The following is a 20,570-nucleotide window of genomic DNA, read 5'->3' as shown; positions in this document are numbered from 1 at the left end:
AGTGCATTGCAGGCAGCCCCGTTCGGCAAAACTTCCTTTACAAAAGGGCGTTTTGTCAGATATTTAATCAACACATTATTAAAATACAACCAAATTTTAATGCCGTCCGAACCATGTATTCAGACGGCATCGTATTTTTCAGTATCTAAACCGTTTCCCTGCCCCAATCCTTACTCCTCAAAATCGAGGCATCGACATCTTGAATATCGCGGTGTCCCGTAAACGCCATCGACACATCCATTTCCTTGTACAAAATCTCCAGCGCGCGCGTTACGCCTTCTTCGCCATACGCACCCAAACCATACAGGAACGCCCGACCTATCATCGTGCCTTTCGCACCCAAAGCCCACGCCTTCAAAATATCCTGGCCGCTGCGGATACCGCTGTCCATCCAAACTTCGATGTCGCTGCCGACTGCGGAAACAATATCGGGCAAGGCCTTGATGGCGGACACAGTATCGTCGAGCTGGCGGCCGCCGTGGTTGGAAACGACCAATGCATCCGCACCGCTTTTCGCCGCCTTTTCCGCGTCTTCGGGTTCCATAATGCCTTTGATAATCAGCTTGCCGCCCCACAAATCTTTAATCCGCGCCACGTCGTCCCAGCTTAAGCGCGGGTCGAACTGTTCCGCCGTCCACGAAGAAAGTGAAGACAAATCGCCGACGTTTTTGGCGTGTCCGACGATATTGCGGAACGTGCGGCGTTCCGTGTTCAGCATTTTCATGCACCATTCGGGCTTGGTCGCCAGATTGATTAAATTGGCGATGGTCGGTTTCGGCGGCGCGGACAGGCCGTTTTTGATGTCTTTGTGGCGTTGACCCAAAACCTGCAAATCGGCAGTCAATACCAATGCCGAACATTTGGCATCTTTCGCACGCTTAATCAGGTTTTCCATAAATTCGCGGTCGCGCATCACATAAAGCTGAAACCAAAACGGCGCGCTGGTGTTCTCGGCAACGTCTTCAATCGAGCAGATGGACATGGTGGACAACGTAAACGGAATACCGAACTTCTCCGCCGCACGCGCCGCCAAAATTTCGCCGTCTGCGTGTGCCATGCCGGTAAAACCCGTCGGCGCAATCGCCACCGGCATTTTCACATCCCCCCCGATCATTTTGGTTTCGAGGCTGCGTCCCTCCATATTGACCAATACCTTTTGTCGGAAGCGGATATCTTTGAAATCCGAAGTATTCTCCCTATAAGTCGTTTCCGTCCACGAACCCGAATCGATGTAATCGTAAAACATACGCGGCATTTTGCGCTTGGCAACGCGGCGCAAGTCTTCGATGCAGGTCATTTTGCTCAAATCACGTTTCATCTTGTTTTTCCCTGTTTAACAGCCTGATGGAATATGCCGTCTGAAACTGCTTGAGCCTTCAAACGGCATTTCGGGCAATACCCAAATAAATCACTAAGATTTAGATAATCTATATCAATATTAAAAATAAATCAAATCGTTTTGAAACCGCTTGCCGGCAAAACGCCCCAACCGCCGCTCCTCAAAAAACATAACTAACTGATTCAAAAAACCAAACAAATAAAGCAAAATCAGACTATACCGCCATTTAAACAAACAATCGGCAACAGCTCCCCCATACTTGACTGAAACACTCAGATATTGGACAATTCCGCCCACTATAAAAAAGCCGACACGGGCAACCACCACCATGAGACTGACCACCAAAGGGCGTTTCGCCGTTACCGCTATGCTGGATTTGGCGATGAACGCGCAAACCGGCGCCGTCAAACTCAGTGCCATCAGCGAACGCCAAAATATATCCCTCTCCTATCTCGAGCAATTGTTCGGCAAACTCCGCCGCGCCGGACTGGTTGAAAGCCTGCGCGGGCCCGGCGGCGGCTACATCCTCGCCGCCCCTCCCGCACAAATCAACATCGCCCAAATCATTTCCGCCGCCGAAGACCGTCTGGACGCGACCCAATGCGGCAGCAAAGCCAACTGCCACCACGGCGCGCCCTGCCTGACGCACGACCTTTGGGAGAATTTAAACAAAACCATCAACGACTATCTCGGCAGCGTTACCCTGCAAAGCATCATCGAACAGAAAAACAACGGCGACGGCAGCCGCGTCGTCCAATTTACACACATCCATTAAATAACACCCGAAAAAGAAAGAGCAAACCATGACCGTCAAAACCCCCGTTTACCTCGACTACGCCGCCACCACACCCGTTGACAAACGCGTTGCCGAAAAAATGATTCCCTATCTGACTGAAACCTTCGGCAACCCCGCCTCCAACAGCCACGCATTCGGCTGGACGGCAGAAGAAGCCGTCGAAAAAGCCCGCGCCGACATCGCCGCCCTGATTAACGCCGACCCCAAAGAAATCGTCTTCACCAGCGGCGCGACCGAGTCCGACAACCTCGCCATCAAAGGTGCGGCAAACTTCTACAAAACCAAAGGCAAACACCTCATCACCGTCAAAACCGAACACAAAGCCGTGCTCGACACGATGCGCGAACTCGAACGCCAAGGCTTTGAAGTTACCTACCTCGGCGTGCAGGAAAACGGTTTGATTGATTTGGAAGAACTCAAAGCCGCCATCCGCGACGACACCATCCTGATTTCCATAATGTGGGTGAACAACGAAATCGGCGTGGTGCAAAACATTCCCGCCATCGGCGAAATCTGCCGCGAACGCAAAATCGCCTTCCACGTCGATGCCGCCCAAGCCTGCGGCAAAGTGCCTGTCGATGTCGAAGCCGCCAAAATCGACTTGCTCTCGATGTCCGCGCACAAAGTGTACGGCCCCAAAGGCATCGGCGCGCTGTACGTCCGCCGCAAACCGCGCGTCCGCCTCGAAGCCCAAATGCACGGTGGCGGTCACGAGCGCGGTTTCCGTTCCGGCACATTGCCGACCCATCAAATCGTCGGCATGGGCGAGGCCTTCCGCATCGCCAAAGAAGAATTGGCACAAGACACAGCGCACTACCTGAAACTGCGCGACATCTTCCTCAAAGGCATCGAAGGCATCGAAGAAGTCTATATCAACGGCGACCTCGAACACCGCGCCCCGAACAACCTGAACGTCAGCTTCAACTTCGTCGAAGGCGAAAGCCTGATTATGGCGGTGAAAGAACTCGCCGTATCCAGCGGATCCGCCTGCACCTCCGCCTCGCTCGAACCCAGCTACGTCCTGCGCGCGCTTGGCCGCAACGACGAACTGGCGCACTCATCCCTGCGCATCACCTTCGGCCGCATGACCACCGAAGAAGAAGTGCAATTCGCGGCAGAACTGATCAAATCCAAAATCGGCAAACTGCGCGAACTGTCGCCGCTGTGGGAAATGTTCAAAGACGGTATTGATCTGAACTCGATCGAATGGGCGGCGCATTAAGATTGATGTCAAACAAAGGCTGTCTGAGAAAGAATACCATGAAAGTTAAAATTATTTATGGAAAATATTTTGAACAATTTGACTTAGATTATGAACAAGATTTAGACGTATTAAAAAAAGATATTGAATTTGCTTTATCTGTTATTGAATACAATCGATCTATATTCAAAAAATTCTCTTCCTTATTTGAGAATAAAATCATTTTTGTTTATCAAGGAGGACATCATCTTGATATTATTGATCGTGATAAAGGAAGTTTGAAATAGTTAACTATTGAAGATCATTGGACAAAAGATGTTGATGATATCACTGGTTCATGGAAAATGGAGAATTTAGAAATTAGCCGACAAACTCAATATGCAATGCAACTTCTAAAGATTGGTAAAACAAATATTGAGAAAGAAATAAGAAAAATTAAACAAAGGTTCTAAAAAAATGAGTAAATACGGTGGTGAAGACGTAATCTATATGAATGATGGTGTATTTAGAAATAAATTAGCCATTCAAGATCCACTTAAATTTAAAAAAGGTCGAAAGAGACATTTCTGCTATTTCCGCCCAAAATCTGCTTTTGCAACCCATTACAGGCAATTTCGATTTGGCGCATTTACAGACCATTCATCGCGAACTGTTTGGCAATGTTTATGATTGGGCAGGAAAAATCCGGAGGGTTGATATTTCTAAAGGTAATACCCGATTTGCCAATTTTGCTTTTATCGAAAACGAAAGCCGTAAACTTTTGGAGAAGCTGAAAAACGAAAACTATTTGCGGGTGTTGGATAAAGATAAATTCGCCGAGCGTGCAGCCTATTATTTGGACGAGTTGAACGTCCTACATCCTTTTCGTGAAGGAAACGGCAGAACATTGCGCCTGTTTATGACACAATTGGCAATAAAAAACGGTTTTCAGATACATTGGCAAAATATCTCTGCCGAACAAATGATTCAAGCCTGTATTCAGGCATACCATGCCGATAGCAGCTTATTGGCACGCCTAATTATTAGACAATTTAGAACAATCGTCTTTTTCAGACGACTAAAACATCAACAAACCACGATATTTTAAGGAAACCACATCATGGCATACAGCGATAAAGTAATCGACCACTACGAAAATCCCCGCAACGTCGGCACTTTCGACAAAAACGACGAGTCCGTCGGCACCGGCATGGTCGGCGCGCCCGCCTGCGGCGACGTGATGCGCCTGCAAATCAAAGTGAACGATGAAGGCATCATCGAAGATGCGAAATTCAAAACCTACGGCTGCGGTTCCGCCATCGCTTCGTCCAGCCTGATTACCGAGTGGGTCAAAGGCAAAAGTCTGGATGACGCGCTGGCAATCAAAAACAGCGAAATCGCCGAAGAACTGGAATTGCCGCCGGTAAAAATCCACTGCTCCATCTTGGCTGAAGATGCGGTAAAAGCGGCCGTTGCCGACTACCGCAAACGTCAGGAAAACAGATAAAGCCCTTCAGACGGCATCGTCCCACAATGCCGTCCGAACCGCCCGCCGCTTCGGATCCGTCCGGGGCGGTACAACAAGGAAGAAATATGATTACCCTTACCGAGAATGCCGCAAAACACATCAATGACTATCTCGCCAAACGCGGCAAAGGCTTGGGCGTACGCTTGGGTGTAAAAACCAGCGGCTGCTCGGGGATGGCGTACAACCTTGAATTTGTCGATGAAGCCAACGGCGACGACCTGATTTTCGAAGGACACGGCGCGCGCATTTATATCGACCCGAAAAGCTTGGTTTATCTGGACGGCACACAAGTCGATTACACCAAAGAAGATTTGCAGGAAGGTTTCAAATTTGAAAACCCCAATGTCAAAGACTCCTGCGGCTGCGGCGAGAGCTTCCACGTTTAAGGCATAAAAACGGCGGGACAGTATCAAAACCGTCCCGCCGTTTTTTCGCTTCCTGCCTGTTGTAGCTGCCTTTGCCTTTCCTTTTCCGTTCCACCTTGTGCCGGAACAAATCGGATTTTACTAAGGCTTTTAAAGCATTGTCGCGTATTTTGCCTTTATTGTGCTGCGCTTTGCCGCCCATATTCAGTCCTTTCGTTTAAGAAGCCGCAGATTATAAGGCAAAAACAGTTTTCTGCCAAAATCTTACATTTATCATCCTACTATGTCCCAATATTTCACCCTCTTCCGGATTGAACCCGCTTTCGATATCGGCACCGAAAACTTGGAACAAACCTACCGCGCCTTGGCCGCCCGTTTCCATCCCGACAAATTCGCTTCCGCTTCCGCTTTCGAGCAGAAACAGGCGGTTATGATGTCTTCCACCATCAACGATGCCTACCGCACCTTGAAAAATCCCATCGACCGCGCCGCGTACCTGCTGAAAACATCGGGTATCGATGCCGACGCGCCGGAACATACCTCTTTCGCCCCCGACTTCCTCATGCAGCAAATGGAATGGCGCGAAACGCTGATGGAGGCACGGGCAGGCAACAACCTTGAATCCTTGAAAAATCTCGATAACGAAATCCGCGCCGAACAAGAAAAACTGTTCTGCGGTCTGAAACAGTCATTCGCGCGCCAAGACTGCGACACCGCCGCACAACAAGTCCGCCAAGGCAGGTTTCTCGACAAACTCCGCCACGAAATTTCCTCCGCATTATAATCCGCACCGTGTTTCAGACGGCATAACCGCCGCACCGTTTCATGTCGAAATATGCTAAAATAAGCAACAATTTTTTGCCATACGAAACATTGAAACCATGACCGACGCAACCATCCGCCACGACCACAAATTCGCCCTCGAAACCCTGCCCGTCAGCCTTGAAGACGAAATGCGCAAAAGCTATCTCGACTACGCCATGAGCGTCATTGTCGGGCGCGCGCTGCCGGACGTTCGCGACGGCCTAAAGCCGGTGCACCGGCGCGTACTGTACGCGATGCACGAGCTGAAAAATAACTGGAATGCCGCCTACAAAAAATCGGCGCGCATCGTCGGCGACGTCATCGGTAAATACCACCCCCACGGCGATTTCGCAGTTTACGACACCATCGTCCGTATGGCGCAAAATTTCGCTATGCGTTATGTGCTGATAGACGGACAGGGCAACTTCGGATCGGTGGACGGGCTTGCCGCCGCAGCCATGCGCTATACCGAAATCCGCATGGCGAAAATCTCACATGAAATGCTGGCAGACATTGAGGAAGAAACCGTTAATTTCGGCCCGAACTACGACGGTAGCGAACACGAGCCGCTTGTACTGCCGACCCGTTTCCCCACACTGCTCGTCAACGGCTCGTCCGGTATCGCCGTCGGTATGGCGACCAACATCCCGCCGCACAACCTCACCGACACCATCAACGCCTGTCTGCGTCTTTTGGACGAACCCAAAACCGAAATCGACGAACTGATCGACATTATCCAAGCCCCCGACTTCCCGACCGGGGCAACCATCTACGGCTTGGGCGGCGTGCGCGAAGGCTATAAAACAGGCCGCGGCCGCGTTGTTATGCGCGGTAAGACCCATATCGAACCCATAGGCAAAAACGGCGAACGCGAAGCCATCGTTATCGACGAAATCCCCTATCAGGTCAACAAAGCCAAGTTGGTCGAGAAAATCGGCGATTTGGTTCGGGAAAAAACACTGGAAGGCATTTCCGAGCTCCGCGACGAATCCGACAAATCCGGTATGCGCGTCGTTATCGAGCTGAAACGCAACGAAAATGCCGAAGTCGTCTTAAACCAACTCTACAAACTGACTCCGCTGCAAGACAGTTTCGGCATCAATATGGTGGTTTTGGTCGACGGACAACCGCGCCTGTTAAACCTGAAACAGATTCTCTCCGAATTCCTGCGCCACCGCCGCGAAGTCGTTACCCGACGTACGCTTTTCCGGCTGAAGAAGGCACGCCATGAAGGGCATATCGCCGAAGGCAAAGCCGTCGCACTGTCCAATATCGATGAAATCATCAAGCTCATCAAAGAATCGCCCAACGCGGCCGAGGCCAAAGAAAAACTGCTTGCGCGCCCTTGGCGCAGCAGCCTCGTTGAAGAAATGCTGACGCGTTCCGGTCTGGATTTGGAAATGATGCGTCCGGAAGGATTGGCTGCAAACATTGGTCTGAAAAAACAAGGTTATTACCTGAGCGAGATTCAGGCAGATGCTATTTTACGCATGAGCCTGCGAAACCTGACCGGCCTCGATCAGAAAGAAATTATCGAAAGCTACAAAAACCTGATGGGTAAAATCATCGACTTTGTGGATATCCTCTCCAAACCCGAACGCATTACCCAAATCATCCGTGACGAACTGGAAGAAATCAAAACCAACTATGGCGACGAACGCCGCAGCGAAATCAACCCGTTCGGCGGCGACATTGCCGATGAAGACCTGATTCCGCAACGCGAAATGGTCGTGACCCTGACCCACGGCGGCTATATAAAAACCCAGCCGACCACCGACTATCAGGCTCAGCGTCGCGGCGGGCGCGGCAAACAGGCGGCTGCCACCAAAGACGAAGACTTTATCGAAACCCTGTTTGTTGCCAACACGCATGACTATTTGATGTGTTTTACCAACCTCGGCAAGTGCCACTGGATTAAGGTTTACAAACTGCCCGAAGGCGGACGCAACAGCCGCGGCCGTCCGATTAACAACGTCATCCAGCTGGAAGAAGGCGAAAAAGTCAGCGCGATTCTGGCAGTACGCGAGTTTCCCGAAGACCAATACGTCTTCTTCGCCACCGCGCAGGGAATGGTGAAAAAAGTCCAACTTTCCGCCTTTAAAAACGTCCGCGCCCAAGGCATTAAAGCCATCGCACTCAAAGAAGGCGACTACCTCGTCGGCGCTGCGCAAACAGGCGGTGCGGACGACATTATGTTGTTCTCCAACTTGGGCAAAGCCATCCGCTTCAACGAATACTGGGAAAAATCCGGCAACGACGAAGCGGAAGATGCCGACATCGAAACCGAGATTTCAGACGACCTCGAAGACGAAACCGCCGACAACGAAAACACCCTGCCAAGCGGCAAAAACGGCGTGCGTCCGTCCGGTCGCGGCAGCGGCGGTTTGCGCGGTATGCGCCTGCCTGCCGACGGCAAAATCGTCAGCCTGATTACCTTCGCCCCTGAAACCGAAGAAAGCGGTTTGCAAGTTTTAACCGCCACCGCCAACGGATACGGAAAACGCACCCCGATTGCCGATTACAGCCGCAAAAACAAAGGCGGGCAAGGCAGTATTGCCATTAACACCGGCGAGCGCAACGGCGATTTGGTCGCCGCAACCTTGGTCGGCGAAACCGACGATTTGATGCTGATTACCAGCGGCGGCGTGCTTATCCGTACCAAAGTCGAACAAATCCGCGAAACCGGCCGCGCCGCAGCAGGCGTGAAACTGATTAACTTGGACGAAGGCGAAACCTTGGTATCGCTGGAACGTGTTGCCGAAGACGAATCCGAACTCTCCGGCGCTTCTGTAATTTCCAATGTAACCGAACCGGAAGCCGAGAACTGAAAATCATCTCCCGATGCCGTCTGAAGATTCAGACGGCATTTATTTTTCCCTCATCCGTCATCCAGCTTCTCACAATATAGCGGATTAACAAAAATCAGGATAAGGCGACGAAGCCGCAGACAGTACAAATATAGTGGATTAAATTTAAACTAGTACAGCGTTGCCTCGCCTTGCCGTACTATAGTCAATTAAAAACAAGGGACTGTACTAGATTATCCCTAAATTCCACACCGATCCCGCAGGATTTTTAGCTGCCGGGACGGTGTGCCGAAGTTAAATCGAAATTCGCATTCCCTCAACAACGGCGGGAAAGGTTTACGATCGATTCCGTTGTATTTCCGCAAGGCGCGTTTTGCCTGATTCCAAAAGTTCCCAATGCCGTTAATGTGGTTCCGACGGTCTGCAAATTCCTTGGAACGGTTGATGCGGCAACGGGTAAAACCGCCCGCGTCCGACTTGCCGCGGCTGCCCGGGCTATCGGCATAAACAATACCGTCCGGCATGATTTTCTTTTTGACGGCAGGGAGCAACGTTTCAGGCTCGGCATCGTCCGCGGCAACGGTATAGGCCCGCCCGTTGCGTTTCGGAATGCCGAAGACAACCGCTTTTCCTGCCGCGCCGCGACCGCGTCTGCCTTTACGCCGTACGCCGAAACAGCTTCCGCCCGGCCCGGCGGGGCCCTCGAAAACCTCATCGGCAGCCAAGGCCAAACGATGGTTGGTAACCGTGCGGATTTTACGGTAAAACAGTGCCGCCGAATCGGGATGGATACCCAAAATATCGGCGGCAGAACGGGCGGTAACTTCCGGTACAAAAGAACGGAGCGGTTCTTTTTGTACTTCTTTCTTTAATTTGCAGTGTGTTATCTTCATATTTCGAGGGTAACATATCTGCTAATCTAGTACAGACCCGCCGAAATTGTTATAATCGAAAAAATTAAAAATCAATACGGATTATTCTATCAGATTGATTTATCGATATTTATTATATCATTAATATAGTTTGATTTCAAACCGGCGGAAAATGCGCCGCCCGCCGCAGATGCGCCCTCCCCGCCATCGGGGCGTTTAACGCCGGATTGCCGATGCGGTACAATGGCAGATATGAAGAAAATTACCCCTCAAAACCTGCGTCCCCTGCTTTCGGAAAGCTTGGGACATACCGATTTTGTCAACGTCCTCAACGCATTGATTAAATTTTTGCGCCGTGGCGGCAAAAAATGTGCGGGGGAGCGTTTCGACCTGATTATCGACACATTCAAACAAGACAGGGAATTACTGTCCCGCTTCAGCCGGTGTTTTTACATCTGGCTCGCGCAAATACACATTTATCCGGCACTCATCAAACTCGGCATTTTCTCGCGCCACAGCTTTGCCCGGGAAATGGGCATACGCATATACGAACGCTTCAACCCGTCATATAAAGATTTTGCCAACTTGGGCGAAGTCTTCCTTTATCTTTTCCATTCCGAAAACGACGACAAATGGCTGCAAACGCTCAATATCCGCCAATGGCTGGTTTTATACGAACTCATCCGTAGCCACGCCGAGCCGTCCAAATTGCAGACGGCGGGCATCCGCCTTGCCGATGCGCGTTTGCGCGCCATCGAAATGCTGTCTGTCTGGACGGCATCCGAAGCCATCGAACCCGATCTCATCCGTATCGCCCCGCGCCTGCTGGAAGCCGATTCTTCCTTCGTCGCCCTCCAACGCGAAACCGCCAAACTGGTCGAACACTACCGCAACGGCACCGCGCCTTACGACACCGCCCACCTCGAAGTGATGTTCGACCAATGTTTCAGCCAGATTGACTATTTGCGTCGCAAAGGGACGGGCGCCGGCTCCGGTTCGTCGGTCAAAGTCGCCCACCTGCTCGAACGACTCCGGCAGACCGTAGGCCGTCTGAAGCTGCTCACAGACATACAAACCGGTGCCGGCAACAGCAACCGCCTGACCATCGCCCTGATGAACTCCCTCATCTACGCGGCGGTCGAACAATACAGCACCCGCCACCTGCGCCGCAGCAGCATCCGTATGCTCGCCCGCAGCATTACCGAAAACAAAAGCCACCACGGCGAACACTACATCACCCGCAACCGCAAAGAATATTTCAAAATGTTCTACTCGGCAGCAGGCGGCGGCGGCATCATCGCCCTGATGGCGCTGCTCAAAATCCGCATCGGCACACTCGACCTCAGTCCCTTCCTCGCTTCCTTGTCGGCTGGGTTCAACTACGGCATCGGCTTTATGATCATCCATATGCTGCACTGCACCGTCGCCACCAAGCAGCCCGCGATGACTGCCGCCAGCTTTGCCGAACAGGTCGATCTCAACGAAGGCGGCAAAGCGGTGGACAACAAACTCTCCAAGCTCCTCATCGACGTATGCCGCTCCCAAAGCGTCGCCGTCTTCGGCAACGTTTCCATCGCCATCCTTTTGGCGTGCGCCATATCGTTCGGCTATGCCCATCTGTACCGGCTGCCCATACTCGATGCCCACACCGCCGCCTACCAGTTCAAATCCATAGACATCATCAATCATCCTACCCTATGGTATGCCGCTATTGCAGGCTTGTGGCTGTTCTGCTCCGGCATCATCGCAGGTTTTTTCGACAACCGCGCCGACTACCTCAACCTGCGCCAACGCCTGCCCTTCAATCCCTTGCTGCGTAAAATCATGCGCCCCGGGCCCCGCCGCGTCCTCGCCGCCTACATCCACAAACACTACGGCTCGCTGGTCGGCAACTTCATCTTCGGAATGCTCTTGGGTATGACCGGCTATTTCGGACACCTCCTCGGGCTGCCGCTGGACATCCGCCACGTCGCCTTTTCCTCCGCCAACCTCGGCTATGCCGCCGTCAGCGGCAACGTCGGCTTTGGTACATTCGTACTCGGCATTTTCAGCGTCCTCGCCATCGGCTTGGTCAACCTCTGCGTCAGCTTCAGCCTCGCCCTCTTCGTCGCCCTGCGCTCGCGCGGCACAAAAATCGGCAGCATCCGCAACCTGATCAAAAGTTTTTGGAATCAGATTAAAAGCAATCCTTGCATACTTTTCCTCCCGCCCGCCAAAGGACAGGGACATCCTCCTTCGGACAAGCCTTGACCGGCAATGCCGTCTGAAACGGGATTCGCCCCGAATACCGCCCTGATGCGGGAAATCCCCATAAAAGGATGCAAAAATGCCGTCTGAACCGAAACGTGGTTCAGACAGCATTTTAAAAAACATTACAATCCCGGGCCGCCGAGCGAATTGGCAATGTCCCTGACCGCCGTTACATACATCCGGCTGTGGTTGTACTGCCATACCGTATAAAAATTGTTCAAGCCCAAATAATATTCAAACACGCCGGGTGCGGTTTCCAGTTTGAACAAAACCGCCTTTTCATCATCTGCGAGCGTTTCCCCGGGGATGATGCCGTACGCCTTCAAATCCGCCACCGTCCGCGTCAGGGCGGTTTTTTCGCCAATGATTGCCTGAACATCCGCACCCGGCGCCAACGTCGCCGACACCAACATTTTACCGCCCGTGCGCCAACCGTGCTGCTTCATATAATTGGCAACCGATGCCGCGACATCACCGACGTTGCCCCATATATCCCGATGTCCGTCCCCGTCATAATCCACCGCCCATTTCCGGTAGCTCGAAGGCATAAATTGCGGCATACCCATTGCGCCCGCATAGCTGCCCTTAAAGGCGAAAACATCGCCGCCTTCTTCTTTTGCCAGCTTTAAAAGCTCGACCAATTCTTTTTGGAAAAACCCGGCGCGGCGGGGGTAATCAAAGCCTAAGGTCGCCAATGCGTCCGCCACACGGAAGCTGCCCGTATTTTTGCCGTAATTCGTTTCAATCCCGATAATCGCCACGATAAGCTCGGCAGGCACGCCGTATTTTTGCGCCACATCATCGATAACCGCGCGGTTTTCCGCATAAAACCTGCGCGCGCCGTGAAATTTCGCCCTGCCCGAATTTCCCGTGCGGAACACATACCACGGACGCGATGTGGAGGGTCGGTGCATAATCTTGACGATGTCCGCCTTGTAAGCCGCTTTGTCAAAAAAATCCTGCCATTCCGCCTGGGAAAAATCCCCTTTCCCGACTTCATCGTCCACAAAACGGCGGACATTTGCATTGGCGGCAAACCCGCTGTCGGATACCGGTACGGCTGCCGCGTCAAACGCGGGGCGGCTTTCTTTTTTCATTTCATCCGCGCGGGGGGCTTGGGCTTCATTTGCCCGGGGTGTGCGGGCCTCCATCGCCGTACAGGCAGACAAAGCCGCCAAACAAATTGCCAGCGGCAGTATTTTTCTCTTTTCCATAAACACATTCCGAACAAATAGGGTAAGTGGGAAAGCGGCACAAGGGTGAGGCGCGAAATGCGGTATCCGCCGCAATCGGCGGTTTTGCAGAATGCCGCGCGTTGCCTTTTGCGCCGCCCGAAATCTGCCTGCCGCCGTATTTGCCCGCTATCCGCAATATCGGCAGTCCAATATATCTTTGCGGATGTCGTTCAGCAGGAAGGCTGTGGTGTCTTCGTGTTCCTCCTGTACGAAGACAAAGAGTCGGGCGATGATTTTGCCGATGAAGACTTTTTGCAGGGCGCAGGCGTCGGTCAGGGTGTGTTCCTGCAGGAAGCTGCGGATGTCTTCGGGCAAAGCGTAGTCGCGGGCAACGGCGGCAAAGCGGACATCGGTTTGCAGGCGGTCGAGCAGGGTTTGGTTTTTGTCCAACTTAATGCCTGCTTCTTTTTCTTCGGCGGTGGCGCGGACGAACTGGTCGTAAATTTCGGCATAAAGCATATCGTTCGGGCCTTCAAAAATCGTGAAGGGGCGGATATCGATGGCGATATTGCCGGCTGGGTGTCCGCGTTCAAAACCCTTCGCGCCCAAGAGTTTTTGCAACATTTGCGCGGCGGCGTAAGTGTATTCCGTGGCGAGGGTTTTGACGATGTTCGCCTCCATCAATTGATGGGCGACGGGCGCGACGGGCGAAACGGAATGGCAGACGTAGCGGTAAAGGATTTCGGAAACCTGATGGCGGCGTTGGATTTCGCGGCGTTCGTAATCGACGAATCTGATATCGTTGCGGACATATCGGTTCAGGTTGTCAAGGATGTATTCCATAATGCCGTGCGTCATGCCGATCAGTTGCAGGCGGCTGCGGATAAAGATGTTTTGGAACGCGCGCAAACCGGCAGCGTCGCCCCGGGAGAGTTTCATCACGGCGGTTGCAGGCATTTCGGCATCGATGCGGTTGACGGCGTAACGGACGGCGCGCAGGCCTTCGGATGCGAGGGTTTCGCAGCGGATGTATGTTTTGGGGACGAGCAGCAGGTCGATGACTTTGGCGAGTTTGCCGTTTTTGCGCTCTTTGGCGGCAACGAGGAGGAAGTCGCTTTGCGAATTGCCCTGCCAGTATTTCGCGGCGTTGACGTAAATGGTTTGTTCGTCGGTATATTCGTAGCAGGACTGCATTTCGCGTGCAATCGCCGCGCCGGAGGTTTCGGGTTCGGTAACGCCCAAACCGCCGCCTTCGCCTTTGAAAATCATGTCCAAACCTTGTGCGACTTGCGCTTCGCCGCCGAACTCTTGCAGAGGCTGCAACACCAGCGCGCCTTCGATGCCGGTACGCAGCGTAACGGGCACGCCGTAATGCCCCGCAATCCTTAGGACTTCTTGGATTTCAAACTGACTGCCCTTGCGCCCGCCGTGTTTTTTGTCGAGGAAGGGCAACAGCAAACCCGCCTGCTTCAAGGCAAGCCATTTGTCTTCGGGCAGGTATCGCATCAGGTCGATGCCGTCTGAAAAAATGCGGCGGAATGCGGATTCGATGTGCTTTAAAAAAGCAGCCGTGTCCATGGTTGACGGCTGCGCGCTCGGTTCGGTGTGTATCATCGGCTTCCTCTGTCGGTTCCCATTAATCGGCGGCCGGTCAAACCGCCTGCCACAGTTTAGAGTTAATTTTCTAAACTTTACCACAAAGTGCACCGGGCAACAATCCGCCGGCCTTTCAGACGGCATCGCGCACCCTCACGTGCTAAAATGACCGTTTGCATCACTGTCCGCCGATTGCCGCACTATGACCTGCCCCATCCCCAAACCCCGTGAAAAATCCCGTTGGTTCAATCTTTCGCAAGGCTCGCTGCCCTTGGCTTTGGCGCGTTATTTGCCGCACAAGCGGCTCAAAGCCGTGCTGACCCAAGATGCGGAACAGGCGTTGCGCCTTCAGACGGCATGGCGGTTTTTCCGTCCGCACGACACGGCGGTGTTCCTGCCGGACTGGGAAACGCTGCCTTACGAGCGTTTTTCTCCGCATCAGGATTTGGTGTCGGAGCGGCTGTCGGCGTTGTGGCAGATTAAAAGCGGCGCGGCGGACGTGTTGTTCGTACCGGTTGCCACGGCGATGCAGAAGCTGCCGCCCGTGCCGTTTTTGGCGGGGCGCACGTTTTGGCTGAAAACGGGGCAGACTTTGGATATAGGCCGCCTGAAAACCGATTTGGTGGATGCGGGCTACAATCATGTTTCCCACGTTGTCGCGGCGGGCGAGTTTGCCGTGCGCGGCGGCATTGTCGATTTGTTCCCGATGGGCAGCGAAACGCCGTACCGCATCGATTTGTTTGACGATGAAATCGACGGCATTAAAACCTTCGATACCGACACGCAGCGCACCATTTCCCCCGTTTCCGAAATCCGCCTGCTGCCGGCGCACGAGTTCCCCACCGACAGCGAGGCGCAAAAAATCTTCCGCAGCCGCTTCCGCGAGGAAGTCGACGGTAATCCGAACGATGCCGCCGTGTACAAAGCCGTCAGCAACGGCCACTTCGGCGCGGGCGTGGAATATTATCTGCCGCTGTTTTTTGAAAACGAGCTGGAAACGCTGTTTGACTATATCGGCGAAGATGCGCTGTTTGTCTCTTTGGGCGATGTTCATGCCGAGGCAAACCGCTTTTGGAACGACGTTAAATCACGTTACGCCATGGCGCAGGGCGACGAAACCTATCCGCCTTTGCTTCCACAGCATTTGTATCTCTCTGCCGATGTGTTCGCAGGCCGTCTGAAAAACTACGGACAAGTTCTGCCTGATGTTTCCGGCAAGGCACACTCCCTGCCCGACCTTGCCGTCAACCGCCAATCCGACGAGCCTTTGCAGGCATTGAAGGATTTTCAGACGGCCTTTGACGGGCGGATTTTGCTGTGTGCCGAAAGTTTGGGACGGCGCGAAACCATGCTCGGTTTCTTGCAGCAAAACGGTTTGAAAGCCAAACCTGTGTCCGACTGGCAGGGCTTCTTGTCGGCGCACGAGCCGCTGATGATTACGGTCGCGCCGTTGGCTTACGGATTCAAACTGGGCGGACTGCAATCTTCAAGCCAACAGCAAACTGTTCCCGCCTCCGAGGGAGAAGGCAAAGCGGTTACCGACCAAACCGAATTTTCCGCATCCGCAACAAACCCTCTCCCCAGCCCTCTCCCGCAGGAGAGGGAACAAAGTGCCGCCGCCGTTTCAGACGGCCTGAAAGCAGCCGCCGTTTCAACCGAAAGCAGCCTGTATCTCGTCGCAAGTGATCTGCACGGGCAAACCCGACAGCAATCTGCCCCCTCCCCCGTGGGGGAGGGTTGGGGAGAGGGCAAAGCGGTTGCCGCTCAAAGTGCCATCGCCGTCATCACCGAATCCGATCTTTACCAATACGTCGCCCGTTCGCGCGTCCACAACCGCCGTAAGAAACACGCCGCCGTTTCAGACGGCCTGTTGCGCGACCTTGCCGAAATCAATATCGGCGATCCCGTCGTGCACGAAGAACACGGCATCGGGCGGTATACGGGCTTGGTAACGATGGATTTAGGCGGCGAAACCAACGAAATGATGTTGCTCGAATACGCGGGCGAAGCGCAGCTTTATGTGCCTGTTTCGCAACTGCATTTAATCAGCCGCTACTCCGGTCAGGCGCATGAAAGCGTCGCCCTGCACAAGCTCGGCAGCGGCGCGTGGAACAAGGCGAAGCGCAAAGCCGCCGAAAAAGCGCGCGATACCGCCGCCGAGTTGCTCAACCTCTACGCCCAACGCGCCGCCCAATCGGGACACAAGTTTGAAATCAACGAGTCGGACTATCAGGCGTTTGCCGACGGCTTCGGCTACGAGGAAACCGAAGACCAGGCCGCCGCCATCGCCGCCGTGATTAAAGATTTGACGCAGGCGAAGCCGATGGACCGACTTGTGTGCGGCGATGTCGGTTTCGGCAAAACCGAAGTCGCCCTGCGCGCCGCGTTTGTGGCGGTGATGGGCGGCAAACAGGTCGCCGTACTCGCCCCGACCACGCTTCTGGTCGAGCAGCACGCGCAAAACTTCGCCGACCGTTTCGCCGATTTCCCCGTAAAAGTCGCCAGCCTTTCGCGTTTCAACAACAGCAAAGCCACCAAAGCCACGCTCGAAGGCATGGCGGACGGTACTGTCGATATCGTTATCGGTACGCACAAATTGGTGCAGGACGACATAAAATTCAAAAACTTAGGTTTATTGATTATCGATGAAGAACACCGCTTCGGCGTGCGACAGAAAGAGCAGCTCAAACGCCTGCGCGCCAATGTCGACATCCTAACCATGACCGCCACGCCGATTCCGCGCACCCTCAGCATGGCGCTCGAAGGTCTGCGCGACTTCTCGCTGATTACCACTGCACCGAGCCGCCGCCTCGCCGTGAAAACCTTTGTCAAACCGTTCAGCGAAGGCAGCGTGCGCGAAGCCGTGTTGCGCGAACTCAAACGCGGAGGACAGGTATTTTTCCTGCACAATGAAGTAGATACGATTGAGAATATGCGCGAGCGGCTGGAAACCCTGCTGCCCGAAGCCCGTATCGGCGTGGCGCACGGACAACTGCGCGAGCGCGAGCTGGAACAAGTCATGCGCGACTTTTTGCAGCAAAGATTCAATGTGTTGCTCTGTTCCACCATCATCGAAACCGGCATCGACATCCCCAACGCCAACACCATCATCATCAACCGCGCCGACAAATTCGGGCTGGCCCAACTGCACCAGCTTCGCGGACGCGTCGGCCGCAGCCACCACCAAGCCTACGCCTACCTGCTCACGCCCGAATACATTACCAAAGACGCAGAAAAACGCCTCGACGCCATCGCGGCGGCAGACGAACTCGGCGCAGGTTTCACCCTCGCCATGCAGGATTTGGAAATCCGAGGCGCAGGCGAAATCCTCGGCGAAGGACAATCCGGCGAAATGATGCAGGTCGGCTTCACGCTCTACACCGAAATGCTCAAACAGGCCGTGCGCGACCTCAAAAAAGGCCGCCAACCCGACCTCGACGCACCGTTGGGCATTACCACCGAAATCAAACTGCACAGCCCGGCATTACTGCCTGAAGACTACTGCCCCGACATCCACGAGCGCCTCGTCCTCTACAAACGCCTCGCCGTATGCGAAACCGTGCAGCAAATCAACGCCATACACGAAGAACTCGTCGACCGCTTCGGCCTGCCCGAACAACCCGTCAAAACCCTCATTGAAAGCCACCACCTGCGGCTTGCGGCAAAAGAACTGGGTATTGATGCCATCGATGCCACAAGTGAAGCCGTAACCGTTACCTTCGGCAAACACCACTGTATCGACCCGACGGGGATTATCCTGCTGATTCAGACGGATAAAAAATACCGGCTGGCAGGGGCAGACAAATTGAGGTTTGCAGCGGAAATGGAAAACATCGAGGTCAGGATCAATACCGTCAAAACCGTACTAAAAACCCTGCAAGGCAAACGCCTGCCCAAAGGAAATTGATGTAACGATGCCGTCTGAAGAACACCGTTCAGACGGCATACAATCCCCCAATCCTCACCAAAAGGAACAATCATGTCGATTTTTCACCCCTATTTCCAACAACTGTCCACCGAAGGTTTTGACGGAGAAGAAGATGTCCTCTGGGAAGACGAGCTGACCGTCAAAGGCAATCTTGTCGAGGTATTCCTGTAGGCAGAAAATGAAAACAGCCTGCCAACCGAAACATTGGATGCATTTGCCGCCTTCCTGTCCGAATTGGAAAAAGCCGACGATGCTGCACGCGCCGCACTGACGGAATATTTGAAACGGGACAGCCGCTATATCGACTTTCACACCGAAGATACCCAAACAAGCCGTGATGCGGCAAAATTTGTCCGCACTATGCAGTTGATCTATATCAGCTTATGGGCAAAAAATCCGGCTTTTGCCGTTATGGATTATATGCCCGCCAATATGGAAAGCGACGAAATCCTTGCCGTCAAACTGCATTTGGACGGCAGCATTTTCTCAATCGATTGGGAGAGTTGAGCCGGATTGCCAATCGGCAAAAATGAAATGCCGTCTGAAAACAGCTTCCCTGCCCGAAGCCTTGCCATTATGAATTTGAAGGAAACTCCACTATAATACGGCATTCAGATTTTCAGACGGCATCACGCCCGTCAGACCGCACACAAACCAAAAGGAAATACATGTTCCGTACTATACTTGGCGGAAAAATCCACCGCGCCACCGTAACCGAAGCCGATTTAAACTACGTCGGCAGCATTACCGTCGATCAAGACCTGTTAGACGCGGCAGGCATCTGCCCCAACGAAAAAGTCGCCATCGTCAACAACAACAACGGCGAACGTTTTGAAACCTATACCATTGCAGGGAAACGCGGCAGCGGCGTGATTTGCCTGAACGGTGCTGCAGCCAGGCTGGTACAGAAAGGCGACATCGTCATCATTATGTCTTATATCCAACTTTCCGAACCGGAAATCGCCGCACACGAACCCAAAGTCGTCTTAGTGGACGGAAACAATAAAATCCGCGACATCATCTCCTACGAGCCGCCGCACACCGTACTGTAATCCCGCAAACGGACATCGATTATGGATATTAAAATCAACGACATCACCCTCGGCAACAATTCGCCTTTCGTCCTATTCGGCGGCATCAACGTTTTAGAAGATTTGGATTCCACCCTCCAAACCTGTGCGCATTACGTCGAAGTTACCCGCAAACTGGGCATCCCCTATATCTTTAAAGCCTCTTTCGACAAGGCAAACCGCTCGTCTATCCATTCCTATCGCGGCGTAGGCTTGGAAGAAGGCTTAAAGATTTTTGAAAAAGTCAAAGCAGAGTTCGGCATCCCCGTCATTACCGACGTACACGAACCCCATCAATGCCAACCCGTCGCCGAAGTGTGCGATGTCATCCAGCTTCCCGCCTTTCTTGCGCGGCAGACCGATTTGGTGGCCGCAATGGCGGAAACGGGCAATGTTATCAACATCAAAAAACCCCAGTTCCTCAGCCCTTCGCAAATGAAAAACATCGTGGAAAAATTCCGCGAAGCCGGCAACGGGAAGCTGATTTTATGCGAACGCGGCAGCAGCTTCGGCTACGACAACCTCGTTGTCGATATGCTCGGTTTCGGCGTGATGAAACAAACCTGCGGCAACCTGCCGGTTATTTTCGACGTTACCCATTCCCTGCAAACCCGCGATGCCGGTTCTGCCGCATCCGGCGGTCGTCGCGCACAGGCTTTGGATTTGGCACTTGCAGGCATGGCAACCCGCCTTGCCGGCCTGTTCCTCGAATCGCACCCCGATCCGAAACTGGCAAAATGCGACGGCCCCAGCGCGCTGCCGCTACACCTTTTAGAAAATTTTTTAATCCGCATCAAAGCATTGGACGATTTAATCAAATCACAACCGATTTTAACAATCGAGTAACACGGTTTCGCCTT

At 53.2% G+C, this 20,570-nt stretch carries 19 protein-coding genes; 13 read left to right on the top strand and 6 right to left on the bottom strand.

Going from position 1 to position 20,570, the window contains the following annotated elements; genetic code table 11:
- Positions 1-145: 145 nt before the first annotated feature.
- Together HT085_RS03605 and HT085_RS03600 are read right to left on the bottom strand one after the other, a co-directional pair.
- A complete protein-coding gene (locus HT085_RS03605; protein WP_003688876.1) occupies positions 146-1,318 on the bottom strand; it encodes an alpha-hydroxy acid oxidase in 1,173 nt (390 codons plus the stop codon).
- A 120-nt stretch (positions 1,319-1,438) separates the two neighbouring features.
- The gene (locus HT085_RS03600) at positions 1,439-1,681 is read right to left on the bottom strand and encodes a hypothetical protein (protein ID WP_225577432.1); all 243 of its coding nucleotides are present in this window, start codon (positions 1,679-1,681) and stop codon (positions 1,439-1,441) included.
- Between HT085_RS03600 and iscR the strand changes: the two genes are divergently transcribed.
- The 6 genes from iscR (at position 1,668) to iscA (ending at position 5,229) form a co-directional block, all read left to right on the top strand.
- Positions 1,668-2,114: a Fe-S cluster assembly transcriptional regulator IscR gene (gene iscR, locus HT085_RS03595; RefSeq protein WP_003688879.1), complete on the top strand. Its 447-nt coding sequence runs from the start codon at positions 1,668-1,670 to the stop codon at positions 2,112-2,114. The two genes, HT085_RS03600 and iscR, sit on opposite strands and share 14 nt — an antisense overlap.
- Before the next feature lie 28 nt (positions 2,115-2,142).
- A complete protein-coding gene (locus tag HT085_RS03590; protein WP_003688882.1) occupies positions 2,143-3,357 on the top strand; it encodes an IscS subfamily cysteine desulfurase in 1,215 nt (404 codons plus the stop codon).
- The gene (locus HT085_RS03585; RefSeq protein WP_003691303.1) at positions 3,342-3,623 is read left to right on the top strand and encodes a hypothetical protein; all 282 of its coding nucleotides are present in this window, start codon (positions 3,342-3,344) and stop codon (positions 3,621-3,623) included. Before HT085_RS03590 ends, HT085_RS03585 begins: the two co-directional genes overlap by 16 nt.
- A gap of 305 nt (positions 3,624-3,928) precedes the next feature.
- Entirely contained in the window at positions 3,929-4,423 is a 495-nt protein-coding gene (locus HT085_RS03580; protein ID WP_003688888.1) for a Fic/DOC family protein, read from the top strand.
- Between the two features lie 12 nt (positions 4,424-4,435).
- The gene (gene iscU / locus HT085_RS03575; protein WP_002213175.1) at positions 4,436-4,822 is read left to right on the top strand and encodes a Fe-S cluster assembly scaffold IscU; all 387 of its coding nucleotides are present in this window, start codon (positions 4,436-4,438) and stop codon (positions 4,820-4,822) included.
- Between the two features lie 86 nt (positions 4,823-4,908).
- Positions 4,909-5,229 (top strand): iron-sulfur cluster assembly protein IscA, encoded by a 321-nt coding sequence (iscA, locus tag HT085_RS03570; RefSeq protein WP_010951096.1) that lies wholly within the window; start codon positions 4,909-4,911, stop codon positions 5,227-5,229.
- Here iscA and HT085_RS03565 read toward each other — a convergent pair.
- On the bottom strand, positions 5,189-5,410 hold the full coding sequence (locus tag HT085_RS03565; RefSeq protein ID WP_003688893.1) for an alternative ribosome-rescue factor A: 222 nt from the start codon (positions 5,408-5,410) through the stop codon (positions 5,189-5,191). The genes iscA and HT085_RS03565 overlap by 41 nt on opposite strands.
- 81 nt (positions 5,411-5,491) lie before the next feature.
- Between HT085_RS03565 and hscB the strand changes: the two genes are divergently transcribed.
- A complete protein-coding gene (hscB, locus tag HT085_RS03560; protein ID WP_003688894.1) occupies positions 5,492-5,992 on the top strand; it encodes a Fe-S protein assembly co-chaperone HscB in 501 nt (166 codons plus the stop codon).
- A gap of 97 nt (positions 5,993-6,089) precedes the next feature.
- Positions 6,090-8,840, top strand: a complete 2,751-nt coding sequence (gyrA, locus tag HT085_RS03555; RefSeq protein ID WP_003691306.1) for a DNA gyrase subunit A — start codon at positions 6,090-6,092, stop codon at positions 8,838-8,840.
- 218 nt (positions 8,841-9,058) lie between these two features.
- On the opposite strand, the gene HT085_RS03550 is transcribed toward gyrA, so the two are convergent.
- Positions 9,059-9,712 (bottom strand): IS1595 family transposase, encoded by a 654-nt coding sequence (locus tag HT085_RS03550; RefSeq protein WP_048596739.1) that lies wholly within the window; start codon positions 9,710-9,712, stop codon positions 9,059-9,061.
- A gap of 222 nt (positions 9,713-9,934) precedes the next feature.
- Between HT085_RS03550 and HT085_RS03545 the strand changes: the two genes are divergently transcribed.
- A complete protein-coding gene (locus HT085_RS03545; protein ID WP_003688896.1) occupies positions 9,935-11,941 on the top strand; it encodes a site-specific recombinase in 2,007 nt (668 codons plus the stop codon).
- 122 nt (positions 11,942-12,063) lie between these two features.
- Here the strand turns inward: HT085_RS03545 and mltB are convergent, their stop codons facing one another.
- Both mltB and HT085_RS03535 read right to left on the bottom strand, forming a co-directional pair.
- Positions 12,064-13,155 (bottom strand): lytic murein transglycosylase B, encoded by a 1,092-nt coding sequence (gene mltB / locus HT085_RS03540; protein WP_003688898.1) that lies wholly within the window; start codon positions 13,153-13,155, stop codon positions 12,064-12,066.
- Positions 13,156-13,302: 147 nt separating this feature from the next.
- Positions 13,303-14,730 (bottom strand): acyl-CoA dehydrogenase family protein, encoded by a 1,428-nt coding sequence (locus HT085_RS03535; RefSeq protein ID WP_010357927.1) that lies wholly within the window; start codon positions 14,728-14,730, stop codon positions 13,303-13,305.
- Positions 14,731-14,914: 184 nt separating this feature from the next.
- Between HT085_RS03535 and mfd the strand changes: the two genes are divergently transcribed.
- The 4 genes from mfd (at position 14,915) to kdsA (ending at position 20,556) form a co-directional block, all read left to right on the top strand.
- Positions 14,915-18,619 (top strand): transcription-repair coupling factor, encoded by a 3,705-nt coding sequence (gene mfd, locus HT085_RS03530; protein WP_003691311.1) that lies wholly within the window; start codon positions 14,915-14,917, stop codon positions 18,617-18,619.
- Positions 18,620-18,844: 225 nt separating this feature from the next.
- Complete coding sequence (locus HT085_RS03525) at positions 18,845-19,147, top strand: DUF2004 domain-containing protein (protein ID WP_003703919.1); 303 nt, start codon at positions 18,845-18,847, stop codon at positions 19,145-19,147.
- A 161-nt stretch (positions 19,148-19,308) separates the two neighbouring features.
- Positions 19,309-19,692 carry an aspartate 1-decarboxylase gene (gene panD, locus HT085_RS03520; protein WP_003688909.1) on the top strand — a complete coding sequence of 128 codons (384 nt, stop codon included), beginning with the start codon at positions 19,309-19,311 and terminating at the stop codon, positions 19,690-19,692.
- Between the two features lie 21 nt (positions 19,693-19,713).
- Complete coding sequence (gene kdsA / locus HT085_RS03515) at positions 19,714-20,556, top strand: 3-deoxy-8-phosphooctulonate synthase (protein WP_003688911.1); 843 nt, start codon at positions 19,714-19,716, stop codon at positions 20,554-20,556.
- Positions 20,557-20,570: the final 14 nt, after the last annotated feature.

Source organism: Neisseria gonorrhoeae, from assembly GCF_013030075.1.
Taxonomy (GTDB): domain Bacteria; phylum Pseudomonadota; class Gammaproteobacteria; order Burkholderiales; family Neisseriaceae; genus Neisseria; species Neisseria gonorrhoeae.
Note: the sequence above shows the minus strand (reverse complement) of the source record. Positions and strands in the feature narration are given on the sequence as shown.